Genomic DNA, 14681 nt, shown 5'->3' with positions numbered 1-14681 from the left:
GCTGGGTTTCTAAGGAGGGGATTATGTTCAGTATGATTGCTTTATTTTGGGCACTCTGCATTTTATGCATCTTGAATATGATGCGTTATTTTTCGTCCATTCGTGTTTTATTATCTATTTTGCGGGATTCCGATCCGTTACTCTACCAATCCGTTGATGGGAATGGTTTTTTCACCACCCATGGTCAACTGAACAAACAACTTCGGCTTGTCCGATATATCAATAGCAAACAGTATCTTGAGCACTATGACCCTGAAGTCATTGCGCGTTGTGAACGAATCCGTAAACAATTTATGACAATAAGCCGGCTCAGTATTCTTGTTGTCGTGAGCTTAGTTTATCTTTTAATGACGGGTTAACCCGCTTTCTTGACGTAAAAAAATAGTGATGACCTTACGATCATCACTATTTTGTATTCTTATATCACTGTGTTCATGTCACTTTCGACGGCTTCACAACAGTGAAGCCAAGTGAAGTGCTGTTAGATAAACAGCAGAGATAACCAGTACAACCCACCAGATAAAACAATCGAGACAGGTAAAGTCAGTAACCACGCTAACGCAATACTTTTGATTGTTTTAGTTTGTACACCGCCGCCATCAACAACCATGGTTCCCGCAACAGCGGAAGATAAAACTTGGGTTGTTGAAACAGGCATACCCGTATAACTCGCCACACCAATTGACACTGCCGCAGTCACCTGCGCAGAAACACCTTGTGCGTAGGTCATGCCTTTCTTACCAATCTTCTCACCAATCGTGACTGCAACACGCTGCCAACCAAACATGGTGCCTAAAGACAGGGCTAAAGCAACCGCAATGATGATCCACAGAGGTGCATACTCAACAGTATACAGTAGGTCATTACTGAGTTTTTTCAGTAAACTTGCATCTTTCGAGCTCGTCTCTGGTAATTTAGCTACCGCATTCGCTGTATCAGAGATACACATCAATAAACGGCGCGCATGGTTACGCTGGTCAGGCGTTAGCTCTTCGTAGCTCTGAATGCCGTTTAGCATCGTCTGAGCTTGATTTAAAATTGCACCTGTACGTGAACTATCGCAATGGAATTCGCCACCAGGCTCATTACTACTTTCAGCAACTGCAGGGGCATTTTCTATCGCGTGGTTTAACGCAGGTTTATGTGTTTCATAGTATTGTTGCAGGTGGACTACAGCATCATGAGTTCTCGCGATATCATAACCGTTCGAGTTCATATTCATGACGAAACCAGCTGGCGCAACACCAATCAGCACAAGCATGATAAGACCGATACCTTTCTGCCCATCGTTCGCACCGTGCGAGAAACTGACGCCAACCGCGGATAAAATCAGCGCGGTACGGGTCCAGAATGGCGGCTTACGCTTACCATCCTTTTTCTCACGTTCTGCAGGTGTTAAGTGAATACGGCGACGTTTCTTTGTTCCGCTCCAATAACGGCGTAAAAAGAAAATCATCAAACCGGCAATCACGAAACCAATCGCTGGAGAAAGAATTAACGACATGAAAATACTGATCATTTTCGGTATATTCAGAGCGTCAACCACTGATGAGTCTGTCACTATCGCATTGGTTAAACCTACCCCGATAATGGCACCAATCAGTGTGTGGGAACTGGATGCAGGGATACCGAGGTACCACGTTCCAAGGTTCCAAATAATTGCAGCCAGTAGCAATGAGAAAACCATTGCAAGGCCGTGAGCAGAGCTCACATTAAGCAAGAGGTCTGTTGGTAAGAGGTGGACAATCGCGTAGGCAACGCTCAACCCTCCCAGCAAGACACCAAAAAAGTTAAAAACCCCTGCCATGACAACTGCGAACTGTGCCCGCATTGCTCTGGTATAAATAACCGTTGCTACCGCGTTAGCGGTGTCATGGAAGCCATTTATAGCCTCATAGACCAGCACAAATAACAGTGCTAGAACTAATAATAGACCTGTATGAAATTCTAAACCTGTAAAAAGATGTAGCATAGACGTTAAGCCATTATATGTTGGACATGAACGCGGCGCATTATCAGTGACAAACGCTGGCGGTGGAAGCAAAATCTAACCTTTTTTTGATTTAACTACCCATCAAAAAAGTACCTCATAGCAATTACCCCATAAATATCAATGCATTAGCTAAAACAAACTTATTCTGAATTTTTGAAACTTTTTTAACGATTTTTCCCGAAAATAAAAGTTATTTGCTCTTTTTGCGCGAATTTTTCTAATTATAATACGTCTTACACACTTTTCATCCGATCTCGCTCGAACCTTTACATTACAACCACCGCAAGATGACGTAAAATACCCATACTCATAATTTAATTGTGCTAAAAATCAAATAGCTATAGAGAAAGCCATTGTGAAAAACATCGACGTTATTATTTTAGGTGCAGGTGCCGCGGGTCTATTTTGTGCCTCACTCGCAGGTAAACGCGGACTCAACATACTTGTCCTTGATAACGGCAAAAAATTAGGCAGAAAAATATTGATGTCCGGAGGCGGACGCTGCAATTTCACGAATATGTACGCTGAGCACAGCAACTATCTTTCCACGAACCCACATTTTTGTAAGTCAGCACTTGCTCGCTATACACAATGGGATTTTATCGGGTTAGTTGCCAAATATAATATTCCTTATCATGAAAAAACCTTAGGGCAGCTTTTTTGCGACAATAGTGCGCAAGATATTGTCGATATGCTGCAAAATGAGTGTAATTTACCGAATATTTCGATCAAACTTCGCAGTGAAGTCACCGAGGTCGAAAAAACGCCAGAGGGCTTTCTCGTCACCGTGAATGGAAGCCAAGTAAGTGCTCGCTCACTAGTTGTAGCAACGGGTGGGTTATCGATGCCAGGTCTTGGTGCCACACCATTCGGCTACCGCTTAGCAGAACAATTTGGCCACTCGATTATTCCAACCCGTGCAGGCCTTGTCCCATTTACACTGCACAAGCCCCTTTTAGAAGCGCTGCAAGTGCTATCAGGGATCTCTGTCGCGGCAACTGTGACAGCGGCTGACGGAACGCTATTTAAAGAAAATATCCTCTTTACTCATCGCGGCCTCTCTGGCCCTGCTATCTTGCAGATTTCTAACTATTGGAACCCTGGAGAGTATGTAAGTATTAACTTACTTCCGACCCTTTCGCTCAGCGATTTTTTAATGGAAGAAAAACAAGAGCACCCGAATCAATCTTTAAAAAACACCCTCGCAAAATTATTACCTAAGCGGTTAATCGAAATCATGCAAGCGCAAGGGCAAATCCCTGAATGCGCCCTAAAGCAATTGAACCACCCACAAGTTGAAGCGCTGCATAACACACTACATGCTTGGCAAGTTCAACCTAATGGGACTGAGGGCTACCGTACAGCTGAAGTCACTCTAGGTGGTGTTGATACCCATGAAATATCATCAAAAACAATGGGTTCACTGAAAACAGAAGGGTTGTATTTTATCGGTGAAGTTGTGGATGTGACAGGTTGGTTAGGCGGTTATAACTTCCAATGGGCATGGAGCTCTGCGGCAGCTTGTGCAGAAAGTCTGCCAGTTAACCATAAATAATTTAAGGTTAATAGTTATCCGCAATGTTTTGTTGTTAACATCTTTTTAGGAAAAATCCCTTAATCCATTGAAAAATAATGGTTAATATTTAACTTCATAGAAATCATATAATTGCAGTATTAATTATAAGATATATTATTTTGGTTAAAAATAATGCTTTACAAACGATAGTGATAAGCATTATCATTATCATCACTTCCTCGATAAGGTTACTTAGTCACTTATTGTTGGGAGTACGACATTGCTCACATTGCTTCCAGTGTTTACTTTAGCCAGCCTTGTGCTGGCTATTTTTTTATCTGCATCAATTGGTTAATTGACTAAAACTCCCCCCGTCCCTTTCTCCATCCATTTTCTTAACTTATCTCAAATACACTTATTCAAATTTTTTGGATCCTATGGTTAATGGCGGCTACTTTTCTCTCTTAGCGAAACGGTTAAACTGTTTGCAATTGATTTAGAGAGAAGTTCAACCACGGTTGGGTATCCAACTAGGAGATAACACAATGATCTATTTACGCAAAGCAAATGAACGAGGTCATGCTAACCATGGTTGGCTTGATAGCTGGCACACTTTCTCATTCTCTAGCTATTATGATGAAAAATTTATGGGTTTTTCAGCTCTGAGAGTGATTAACGAAGACTTTATTGCCGCAGGCCAAGGCTTTGGTACTCATCCCCATAAAGACATGGAGATTTTGACCTATGTGCTTAATGGTGCCGTCGAGCACAAAGATAGCATGGGCAATATGGAGCAAATTCCAGCGGGTGAATTCCAAATCATGAGTGCAGGTACGGGCATTCGCCACTCAGAATACAACCCGAACAGTGATAAAGAGCTGCATCTTTACCAAATTTGGATCATTCCTGAGAAAACAGGTATTGAGCCACGTTATGAACAAAAACGCTTTGATTCACTTGATGGTAAACAGTTGGTTCTGTCACCAGACGCCCGTGACGGTTCACTGAAAGTGTATCAAGACATGGAATTATGGCGCTGGGCATTGCCTGCAAACGACGTACAAACCCACGAGATCGCCGAAAAACGAGTGGTGTGGATCCAAGTCGTCAAAGGCACCGTTGAAATTAACGGCCAAAAAGCCTCTACCAGTGATGGTTTAGCGATTTGGGAAGAAGCTCGCTTAGCCATCAAGGCAGATGAAGACAGCGAAATTCTGTTATTCGACCTGCCTTCTGCTGAGTAATCACTAACAAAAAAGGCGCTACAACGTAGCGCCTTTCTCTATAACACAAAACGCATTCGCAAATTACAGTTTTGGACCTGCTTTTACTAAAGCAGCACCTGCTGGCGTGTCTGTGTATTTATCGAAGTTATTCACGAAACGGTTCGCTAAATCCTTCGCCTTCTCATCCCACTGCGCTTTATCTGCATAAGTATTACGTGGGTCGAGGATATTGGTATCCACGCCTGGTAATGCTGTAGGGACTTCTAAATCGAAGACTGGCAGCTTAATGGTATCGGCTTTTTCGATGTCGCCACTTAAGATTGCATCAATGATGGCACGGGTATCTTTAATCGAGATACGTTTACCTGTTCCGTTCCAACCTGTGTTCACTAAGTATGCTTTTGCACCCGCAGCTTCCATACGTTTAACTAATACTTCCGCGTATTGTGTTGGGTGCAGTGATAAGAATGCTGCGCCGAAACACGCTGAGAACGTAGGAGTTGGTTCAGTAACACCGCGTTCTGTACCTGCTAATTTCGCAGTAAAACCAGACAGGAAGTGATACTGTGTTTGCTCTGGGGTTAAACGAGAAACAGGTGGTAACACACCAAACGCATCTGCCGTCAGAAAGATAACTTTTGTTGCATGACCTGCTTTAGAAACAGGTTTTACAATGTTTTCAATGTGGTAAATCGGGTAAGAAACACGCGTGTTTTCCGTTTTAGAACCATCATTGAAATCAACGGTACCATCTGCCAATACCATCACGTTTTCAAGTAGTGCATCACGCTTGATTGCGCCGTAGATATCTGGCTCAGCTTCTTTAGACAGATTGATAGTTTTTGCGTAGCAACCGCCTTCAAAGTTGAATACGCCGTCATCGTCCCAACCGTGCTCATCATCACCGATTAACTTACGTTTAGGATCGGTAGACAGCGTGGTTTTACCAGTACCCGATAAACCGAAGAAAATCGCAACGTCGCCTTTTTCGCCTACGTTCGCTGAACAGTGCATTGATGCGATGCCTTTTAATGGCAGCAGGTAGTTCATCATTGAGAACATCCCTTTTTTCATTTCGCCGCCGTACCAAGAGCCACCAATTAACTGCATACGCTCAGTTAAGTTGAACGCCACAAAGTTTTCTGAATTCAAACCTTGTGCTTTCCAGTTCGGGTTCGTACATTTTGCACCGTTCATCACGATAAAATCAGGCTCAAAGCCAACTAACTCTTCATCTGATGGGCGGATGAACATGTTTTTAACGAAGTGCGCCTGCCATGCCACTTCCGTAATAAAACGGACTTTCAGACGTGTATCTGCGTTCGCTCCACAGAATGCATCAATGATAAACAAACGTTTGCCAGACAATTGCTCTGTTACAATGTGTTTTAAATCACTCCACACTTCTTGTGACATTGGCTTATTGTCGTTCTTACCTTTACCTTGGTCTGCCCACCATACAGTATCGCGAGTGACATCATCACGAACGATATATTTATCTTTTGGTGAACGACCCGTAAAGATACCTGTATCTACTGCAACCGCACCTAATGTGGTGACCGTGCCGCGTTCATAACCTTCAAGTCCTGGCTTAGTTTCTTCCGTGAATAATAGCTCGTAACTTGGGTTATAAACCACTTCAGCTACATCATGAATACCGTACTTTTCAAGTTCCTTCAGGGTAATGCTTTTAGCGCTCATTATATTGCTCCTGGTAAACATAACTAATCTGCAGATGATCATAATTCTTTACGACTAATTAACAGCGATAGTTATCAAAGAATTGAAAATGTATAATTTTTTTTAATTCATAATGAGACTTAGAGCACGTAATAATGCTTTAAAATTATAAAAAAAAGGTGCAGAATTGCACCCTTGTCACATAATTAGGTTGCTAAATCGTATCAGTGAAGTTGCTGATTTCGCTCATCATTTAACCCTTCAATATCGGATTCAATAAATACGTAGTGTGAGCCACAAAATTCACATTCCATATCAATTTTTCCATCTTTGTGCAAAATATCGATAACATCTTCCTTTGGCAAAGTTGCTAATGTGCTTTCACAACGTTCCCTTGAGCAGGTGCAACGAAACTCCACAGATTGCGGGTCATATAAAGTGACATCTTCTTCATGATAAAGGCGATGTAAAACCTCTTTGACGCCCAGAGTGCTCAGCTCTTGGCCTTTAATAGTTGCCGTCAGTTGTACGAGGTGATCAAAGAAATCGTGGCTGGTGTCATCAGCGGCAGGTAAAACTTGCAGCAACATCCCACCCGCACTCATTTTGCCATCCACTTCACCCACACGAATAAATAAACGCGTTGGCAGCTGCTCTGATTGGCGGAAGTACGCATCAATACTTTCTTCGATGGAGTTGCCTTCAATCGCTACAATCCCTTGGTAACGTTCACCTTGATTAGGCGTTATCGTGATCACCATAAAGCCATCGCCAATCATTTGGTTCAGTGTGCTACCCGCAACAACGGGGCCATCAACACGCGCAACACCTCGCATTTGTTGTAGGTTATTACCGTTAATAACAGCCATTTTAACTGGGCCATCACCTTGAATTTGAACGGTAATATCACCATCAAATTTCAGTGTTGCTGTTAATAAACTGGTAGCAACAAGCAGTTCGCCCAATAAGCCTTTTACTGCAACAGGGTAGTCATGATTTTCTAAAATCTGCTCGTAGGTCTCATCGACACTAATCATTTCTCCACGAACGGAATGCTGTTCAAACAGAAAACGGTGGAGTTGGTCTTGTTTTGACATAATTTCTCTCTATTGCTCGGGCAGTTGCTCAGGCCATCATTCAGATGACTCATGAGAATTCGTTTGTTTAAATTTTAGCAGAGTTCGTCGCTCTTTTTTATCTGGGCGGCGCTCTGGATGGGGCATGGTTAACGCATTCATTTTGCGCGCTAACGCTATTTTTTCACGATGTTCAATACTTTCGGCGGTTTCACGGTAAAGTAATTGTGCTTCGGGCGCACCTCTACGCTGGCTACTGATTTCAAGGATCTCAATCGTTCTCTCATCATTCCCCTGCCTCAGCTTCACTAAAGCATGGAGTTCAACGATTTTTCCAGGCTTAGTTCTTTGTCCATTATAATGAACTTTGCCCCCATCAATCATTTCACGCGCCATGGAACGTGTTTTATAAAAACGCGCAGCCCAAAGCCACTTATCGAGGCGAACAGGTTCTATAGACGATTGATTCATGGTGCCTCCTCACTATCAGTCTGAATCAAACTCAATGAGGCTCCCACCATTTCGGGATAATGCTAATGACGATTGGAAGGGTTATTAGCCTCAAAGCATTTATCGTAATATTGAGTGATATTACGTAATCGCTTCTTATTATTCAAAATACGGAACACAATTAGTGAGCCGTTTAGTAATACACAAAAGATAAGAAACAAGATAAAAAACGCACTACAAACATATTGAGAGACGATATCTTCATTCGGCTCTTCATGTAACACGATATGCAAAGTGCCATTAGCATCTGTCGATAATTTAGTCACAATGCCTTCCACACTAAAGGGAGTATTGCTTAACAAATTCGATAAACGGTGGAGCTCTTTCCAACGTTCCAACTGTGATAATTCATTAAAATTAAAAGATGGCCCTATCATTAAATCCACCAGAGGCTTGTTTTCATCACTCACAAACAATACGCCACCTGGGGAAGGACTATTAATTTTACGCACTTCTTTGTCTATTTCTTTTCTGATAAAGTCATATGTGGTGTCTTCAACGATGTTTTCCAAGGCCTCGGCACTTCCTGCTCGTAATAAAACATGCGCACCACTTAATTTCCCCGATGACGCCTTACTCACTAAGGTCGGCCAATCATCTGTACTACCAAGGTTTGTCAGCGCATTTTTGAGTTTTAGGCAAGCGTTCTCATCATGACACAACTTGTTCGTTTCTATAATAATGGCTGAAAAATCAAAGATAATGTTCATCCCTGATTTCATAATATCGCGCTGTAACCTTGGGTTCACGCCAATAGAATTTTTATCAGGATGTAATTGATTTCTAACTATATTGAGCAAAGATATCGATAGATCAGCAATCTCAGACTGCGGCTCTGTCGACACATTGATGTTATTCCAATAGATGCCAGAGCAATCAAATGGGACAAAATTCGCCTGGTTAGTGTCATCTAAATTCGGTGGACGATAGCACATCCCCTGCCCCTGTGCTGTTAGGGTATCCCCCACATTGAGCTTATGAGAAACAAGCTCCGTCACTTCCGTTACATTAATTTTTTGTGTTCCGCCAAACCAAGCAAAACCCAACTTAATGGGTAGACTCATAGATTGGTATGAAAACACCAACACAATCACCAATAACGCACCAATAAACATCAGGACATTTTTTTTGTAACGCTTGTAAGGGTAATAACGTTCTTCTTCATGTAAAGAGAGGTACTGCCCATGACGAACAACCTCCCCCGTAGGGTAAAAATCAATATTAACGGGTTTATCTGATTCGTATTTTAAATACTCCTCCCAATGCAGAGGGTAATGTAAATCTGTCCCGCTAACGGAAGCACTCGTGGAATATTTTTTATCTAATTCACCATACAATTCCCAACGCTTCGGCTGTCCATAAATACATTGAATATCTTGGTACTTACGAGGGAACATTTTTGAACGAAAGAGCACTAATGTACCAATAATAAAAATCAGTACTGCACTCGCTAACCCCCATCCTTGCAAAATCCGAATCGAAATTAACGTGAGATAACCCAATACAAAACTTAAACAAATCAACCCTGCGCCTAACCACCCCGTGGAGTTGTGTAGACGATGTTCCTCCGCTGTTTCTTGGCGGACACGTAATAATTCTACATTCTGTTGTCCACGCTCTCGAATAGCCGCTTCAGGTAAGGTCGTAGTCGATGCTGAGTTACCGAGCCATTCATTACTAAAATCTCGAAGTGAATGGCTATTCATTGAAATAATCAATGGCAGATGATCTGTCTCCACAATCTCCATCACATTTTGTCGCTGTAGATATGGCTCCAACTGTGATGGAAGCTGCACTTCAATCGTATCGATAAAATAACGCCAGCTATTCCCTTGCTCCTGGCGTAAATTAAAACGCGTTACCGAATGACAAACTGTACCAATTGTCGAATTTCGCTTAATTTGCCAAGGACTTTGTGAAGAGGAATTCGAAGCTGTAGCGCAATAATTTAAATACTGAGTGATTGTTTGGTAATCTGAATCAATCATTTTGCGAAAGGAAGGTGCGGCTACCGAAGGTATCTGATAGATGCCAGAATGCCGCCCCCGCCTGAAATACAGGAAGGAAGCCATTATAGTTAGGCTAATAACAATTATAGCCGTTATAATGACATGGTTTAACATTGTTTCCCCAACAGAAAATTAATAAGAAAAGCATAGCAATCCTACTGCCTTCTCAAAATAAGCCGATTCCTATTCTATTTATACTTTTTTCTTTAACTTACAATACGTTGTAAAAAAATCTTTATTTATTTATCTGTGCTACATTTGTGCACGAAGCAAGTTAACAATATTTTATCTACTCGATCATCTCTATCATTTTTTTTTGATATAGGTCATAGTGACATAATGATGCCAACATACTGGCAACGCAGAGTAAATTTACCACATAAATAAATGAAACATGCTTTTAGCAAGAGGTTCCACCCATCTTGTTTGGAAATCGTTATGACAGAGCTAAAAAAACCAAAAATCTTGAATATTCAAGATGTTGCTCAATCAAAATTATTCAGTATCCAGTCAGTTGATCTCGAATTTAGCAACGGTGAAAAACGAGTCTATGAAAGAATGCGCCCAGCAAAACGCGAAGCCGTTCTTATTATTCCTATTATTGATGACCACTTAATTCTGATACGCGAATATGCCGTTGGGATTGAAAACTACGAACTCGGTTTCCCTAAAGGGGCTATTGACCCAGGCGAAATTGCGCTAGAAGCAGCACAGCGCGAGCTCAAAGAAGAAGTTGGCTATGGCGCAAACAGCATCATTCAGCTCGCTAAACTGACTATGTCACCATCTTATTTTTCCAGTAAAATGAACATATTAGTAGCACAAGACCTTTATAGCGAAAAGCTTGAAGGCGATGAGCCTGAACCACTGCAACAAGTTAAGTGGCCAATTGCGCGTATGATGGAACTACTGGAACACCCAGACTTCAACGAAGCGAGAAATATTAGCGCACTTTTCTACTTAGAACGTTACTTAAAAAGTAGTAAGTAATACTACTTGTTTTTTGTATTTTATATAAGCCACGTTTTTTTTCTACGCCTATTCTTATCGTTATCAGCTATTTTACACTCATTTAGTGTTTTTGAGCATAAAAAAACACCCCATGTTTTAATAACAATGGGGTGCTTATCACGATATTACTAAACGTATTTTCTTAGAACAACTCTTGGCTCAAACCGCCTTCTGTTGAAATGGTTGTTCCCACTTCTTGTACAGAATACTCTTTAGGCTCAGTCCCTTCGATAAAATATTCACGGCGTGAAGAGCCTAATTTGCCCGTACGACTATCAATTGACACAGAGATAACCCCTTTCGGCGGTTTCATCATTTTTACTGGAACACCTGTCAGGATGGATTTCATAAAATCATCCCACATTGGCTGAGCACTTTTCGCACCTGCTTCACCTCGGCCGAGTGTCCGTCTATTATCATCAAACCCGATCCACGCTGATGCCACAACATCCGGACCATAACCCGAGAACCAAGCATCTTTTGAACTATTAGTCGTCCCTGTTTTACCACCAATATCTCGGCGTCCACCTAAATCTCTTGCTGCGCGCCAGCCCGTTCCAGACCAGCCTGGTTCACCATAAATATTCGTCATCATCGCATCTCGAATTAAGAACGCAAGCGGCGTACTAATCACATGAGGCGCGTATTGAGGCTCTGAACTCACATTTTCGTCACCCGAGGTTGCCACTTCCATTGTTGGCTCTTGATTCACAACATTATGGCCTGATTGAGTGACTTCTTCTGTAGATTCATCATCAATCCCTTTTATTTCGATGGTACGTTCTGTGTCACCGTAAATGACTGGAATATTAGTACAATCAGGACATGCTAGCTTAGGATTCGCTTCAAAAATCACTTCATCATTGTGATTTTCAATTTTCAAAATATAGTACGGATCAACAAGATACCCGCCATTGACCATAACCGCATAACCACGCACCATTTGCATTGGTGTAAATGATGGCGCACCCAAGGCTAACGCCTCTGTGCGGTTAATATTTTCACGCGGAAAACCAAAACGCATCAAATAATCAGCTGCGTAATCGACCCCCATTGCGCGCATTGCACGAACCATTACCACGTTTTTTGACTGCCCTAACCCTTGACGTAAACGGATTGGACCATCATAGCGTGGAGGCGAGTTCTTCGGCCGCCAGTCAGAGCCAGCTCCCGCATCCCAACGACTAATAGGCACGTCATTCAGCAAAGAAGATAGTGTAAGGCCTTTATCCATTGCCGCAGTATACAAAAAGGGTTTTATATTCGAGCCCACTTGGCGCAGTGATTGTGTCACGCGGTTAAATTCACTCATATTGAAATCAAAACCGCCGACTAATGCGATAATCGCACCATCATTAGGGTTAAGTGCAACAAAAGCAGCATTTACATCAGGAACTTGCCCCAGCCACCAATTATCTTTCACTTTACGAACCCAAATTTGCTCACCCACTTGAACAACCGCATTCACCGCTCTTGGGGATGCGCCTTGTTGTGTATCAGAAATAAATTTACGCGCCCAGCGTACACCGGTCATCGTAATATCAATTTTTGAGCCATCTGCTAACATAACATTCGCTTCAGAACCCGTTGCGGATAGCACGACCCCAGGCATAAGCGGCCCGTAAACAGGGGATTTCTTCAGCTTTTCAATAATTTTTTCAGCTGCCCATGCCATTTCAGTGGGCTTCCACAGCACTTCTGCTGGGCCACGGTAACCATGGCGAGTATCGTAATCGATCAAGTTATTGCGAACAGCATCAGTTGCAGCTTCCTGATCTTTGCGGATCACCGTGGTATACACTTTGTAACCGTCGGTATACGCATCTTCGCCGTATTTATCATACAGCGTTTGGCGAGCCATTTCGGCAAGATAAGGTGCAGAAAAATCAATCTTTGGCGCATGATAAGACGCCACAATTTTTTCGTTTCTCGCTTGCTCATACTGGTCTCTCGTAATGTACTTTTCTTCCAACATACGAGAAAGCACGACATTACGACGATTGACGGCACGATCATAAGAATATAATGGGTTAAATGTTGAGGGTGCTTTTGGTAGCCCTGCAATCATGGCCATTTCGCTCAATGTGAGCTCATCCACTGTTTTCCCGAAATAAACGTAAGCCGCAGCCCCAACGCCATAAGCACGGTTACCCAAATAAATTTTATTTAGGTACAGCTCCATAATCTCATCTTTCGAAAAAAGCTGTTCGATGCGAATCGCTAAGAATGCTTCTTTGGCTTTACGCATTAAGGTTTTTTCGGGGCTTAAATAGAAGTTTCTCGCCAGCTGCTGAGTAATAGTACTCGCACCTTGTGACGCATGACCAGATGACGCCATCACTGATACCGCACGGAAAATACCAATCGGGTCAATACCGTGATGTTCATAAAAACGGCTATCTTCTGTCGCGATAAACGCTTTCACCATTAATGGTGGAATTTCCGCTAATGGGAGTGGAATCCGACGTTTTTCACCGTATTGGGCAATCAACTCGTTATCAGCGCTGTATACCTGCATTGGAATTTGCAGACGAATGTCTTTCATCGTTGCAACATCAGGTAACTCACCTTCGACATATTTATACATGCCATAAATCGAGGCGGTTCCCAAAAAAATGCAACAGAAAACAAGAATAAAAAAATATTTTACGAACTTCACCGGAAAATTCCCATGCTCGGCTAACAAGAGGGTTTAGATATCACTAACGCATAGTATAAAGCTTATACAGCACAATAGAAAACGTAATTTAACCGTTAATGATAAGGAAATTAACTATGTACACATCAAAATGGAACATTGGGATCGATATCTATCAAAATAAAATTCAATTAGTTGCCACAAAACAACGCCGTAAATACTGGTCTTTATGTGAATGTTGGCAACAGCAACTCCCTTTCGAAATAACTGAGAGTTCAGATCCAGAACAACACCAAATTCTACTGAAAGTTTTAACGCAGTGGCGTCAGAAATTACCGAAAAACTGTACCGTTTCTATCGCCTTGCCCGCTGTTCGTACGTTAAAACAGCAACTGTCATTGCCGAACCAAGTCCATCTGCAACAGCCTGAACTAAGCTGGTATCTGCAATCTCAAGCTAAAAAATGCTTTCCAATGAATGTTCATGAACTCGCCATTGACTATCGCGTGATCAATCAACACGTTTACCTTAATGGGGCTCGAAAAGCTGATATCACCTTTTGGCAAAACTTATTAACACAAAGTGGATTTAATTTACTGGCCATTGATGTCGCCCCTGTCGCATTGCGTTATGTTGCTCGCCATTGCCAGTTACCTGATGATGCATGGTTAGTTCATTATAGGCAAGGTGAATGGTTATGGTCAGGGCCCATTAGCCTACCTACAAATTATAATCATGTTCTAGATAATGAAATCACCTCCCTTTCACAGCTTTTACCTCATCTGAACGCAGAAAGTCACGCCTCAACTTTGCCTGTTTACCTCATTACCGATCATCCAAATATAGACCAACCACTCGATATCACAAATCCACAAACCGACCATGACTGCCATGCTCAATGGCAATCATACAGATGGGAATTACGACAAGCCTTTCAACACCATAATCTAAAACTGCCACGCCAATTAGGGGACTTTGTGATCGCAGCTGGGCTGGCGCTACGCCATGGGGATATTTAAGAC

Annotated in this window: 11 protein-coding genes; 5 read left to right on the top strand and 6 right to left on the bottom strand. The window is 42.2% G+C overall.

Annotated features, from left to right (window positions below; all coding sequences use genetic code 11):
- The first annotated feature begins 23 nt into the window (after positions 1 to 23).
- Positions 24 to 359: a universal stress protein UspB gene (uspB, locus tag ACE2AL_RS00455; RefSeq protein WP_206085193.1), complete on the top strand. Its 336-nt coding sequence runs from the start codon at positions 24 to 26 to the stop codon at positions 357 to 359.
- 122 nt (positions 360 to 481) lie between these two features.
- On the opposite strand, the gene pitA is transcribed toward uspB, so the two are convergent.
- Positions 482 to 1972, bottom strand: a complete 1491-nt coding sequence (gene pitA / locus ACE2AL_RS00450) for an inorganic phosphate transporter PitA (protein WP_206085233.1) — start codon at positions 1970 to 1972, stop codon at positions 482 to 484.
- 376 nt (positions 1973 to 2348) lie between these two features.
- Here pitA and ACE2AL_RS00445 point away from each other — a divergent pair, with 376 nt between their 5' ends.
- Both ACE2AL_RS00445 and ACE2AL_RS00440 read left to right on the top strand, forming a co-directional pair.
- Complete coding sequence (locus tag ACE2AL_RS00445; RefSeq protein WP_272574367.1) at positions 2349 to 3548, top strand: NAD(P)/FAD-dependent oxidoreductase; 1200 nt, start codon at positions 2349 to 2351, stop codon at positions 3546 to 3548.
- A gap of 506 nt (positions 3549 to 4054) precedes the next feature.
- On the top strand, positions 4055 to 4753 hold the full coding sequence (locus tag ACE2AL_RS00440; RefSeq protein WP_272538854.1) for a pirin family protein: 699 nt from the start codon (positions 4055 to 4057) through the stop codon (positions 4751 to 4753).
- Between the two features lie 63 nt (positions 4754 to 4816).
- Here ACE2AL_RS00440 and pckA read toward each other — a convergent pair whose 3' ends face one another.
- The 4 genes from pckA to ACE2AL_RS00420 all read right to left on the bottom strand — a co-directional run bounded on the left by pckA (position 4817) and on the right by ACE2AL_RS00420 (position 10124).
- Complete coding sequence (gene pckA / locus ACE2AL_RS00435; protein ID WP_206085196.1) at positions 4817 to 6436, bottom strand: phosphoenolpyruvate carboxykinase (ATP); 1620 nt, start codon at positions 6434 to 6436, stop codon at positions 4817 to 4819.
- A 203-nt stretch (positions 6437 to 6639) separates the two neighbouring features.
- Complete coding sequence (gene hslO / locus ACE2AL_RS00430; RefSeq protein WP_206085197.1) at positions 6640 to 7512, bottom strand: Hsp33 family molecular chaperone HslO; 873 nt, start codon at positions 7510 to 7512, stop codon at positions 6640 to 6642.
- A 36-nt stretch (positions 7513 to 7548) separates the two neighbouring features.
- The gene (hslR, locus tag ACE2AL_RS00425; protein WP_047756490.1) at positions 7549 to 7962 is read right to left on the bottom strand and encodes a ribosome-associated heat shock protein Hsp15; all 414 of its coding nucleotides are present in this window, start codon (positions 7960 to 7962) and stop codon (positions 7549 to 7551) included.
- A 62-nt stretch (positions 7963 to 8024) separates the two neighbouring features.
- The gene (locus tag ACE2AL_RS00420) at positions 8025 to 10124 is read right to left on the bottom strand and encodes an IgaA/UmoB family intracellular growth attenuator (protein ID WP_272538853.1); all 2100 of its coding nucleotides are present in this window, start codon (positions 10122 to 10124) and stop codon (positions 8025 to 8027) included.
- A gap of 324 nt (positions 10125 to 10448) precedes the next feature.
- Here ACE2AL_RS00420 and nudE point away from each other — a divergent pair, with 324 nt between their 5' ends.
- Positions 10449 to 11000 (top strand): ADP compounds hydrolase NudE, encoded by a 552-nt coding sequence (gene nudE / locus ACE2AL_RS00415; protein WP_206085199.1) that lies wholly within the window; start codon positions 10449 to 10451, stop codon positions 10998 to 11000.
- Positions 11001 to 11163: 163 nt separating this feature from the next.
- Here nudE and mrcA read toward each other — a convergent pair whose 3' ends face one another.
- The gene (mrcA, locus tag ACE2AL_RS00410; protein ID WP_206085200.1) at positions 11164 to 13680 is read right to left on the bottom strand and encodes a peptidoglycan glycosyltransferase/peptidoglycan DD-transpeptidase MrcA; all 2517 of its coding nucleotides are present in this window, start codon (positions 13678 to 13680) and stop codon (positions 11164 to 11166) included.
- A gap of 116 nt (positions 13681 to 13796) precedes the next feature.
- Between mrcA and pilM the strand changes: the two genes are divergently transcribed.
- Entirely contained in the window at positions 13797 to 14678 is an 882-nt protein-coding gene (gene pilM, locus ACE2AL_RS00405) for a pilus assembly protein PilM (RefSeq protein WP_206085201.1), read from the top strand.
- The last annotated feature ends 3 nt before the right edge of the window (positions 14679 to 14681 follow it).

Source organism: Providencia xihuensis (assembly GCF_041953405.1).
GTDB lineage: Bacteria > Pseudomonadota > Gammaproteobacteria > Enterobacterales > Enterobacteriaceae > Providencia > Providencia vermicola.
This window is presented reverse-complemented; position numbering and strand designations above follow the sequence as displayed.

Excerpts from the sequence above, each read along its gene's own strand:
- uspB (WP_206085193.1), top strand. The coding sequence starts at position 24 with ATGTTCAGTATGATTGCTTTATTTTGGGCACTCTGCATTTTATGCATC.
- pitA (WP_206085233.1), bottom strand. The coding sequence starts at position 1,972 with ATGCTACATCTTTTTACAGGTTTAGAATTTCATACAGGTCTATTATTA.
- ACE2AL_RS00440 (WP_272538854.1), top strand. The coding sequence starts at position 4,055 with ATGATCTATTTACGCAAAGCAAATGAACGAGGTCATGCTAACCATGGT.
- pckA (WP_206085196.1), bottom strand. The coding sequence starts at position 6,436 with ATGAGCGCTAAAAGCATTACCCTGAAGGAACTTGAAAAGTACGGTATT.
- hslO (WP_206085197.1), bottom strand. The coding sequence starts at position 7,512 with ATGTCAAAACAAGACCAACTCCACCGTTTTCTGTTTGAACAGCATTCC.
- hslR (WP_047756490.1), bottom strand. The coding sequence starts at position 7,962 with ATGAATCAATCGTCTATAGAACCTGTTCGCCTCGATAAGTGGCTTTGG.
- ACE2AL_RS00420 (WP_272538853.1), bottom strand. The coding sequence starts at position 10,124 with ATGTTAAACCATGTCATTATAACGGCTATAATTGTTATTAGCCTAACT.
- nudE (WP_206085199.1), top strand. The coding sequence starts at position 10,449 with ATGACAGAGCTAAAAAAACCAAAAATCTTGAATATTCAAGATGTTGCT.
- pilM (WP_206085201.1), top strand. The coding sequence starts at position 13,797 with ATGTACACATCAAAATGGAACATTGGGATCGATATCTATCAAAATAAA.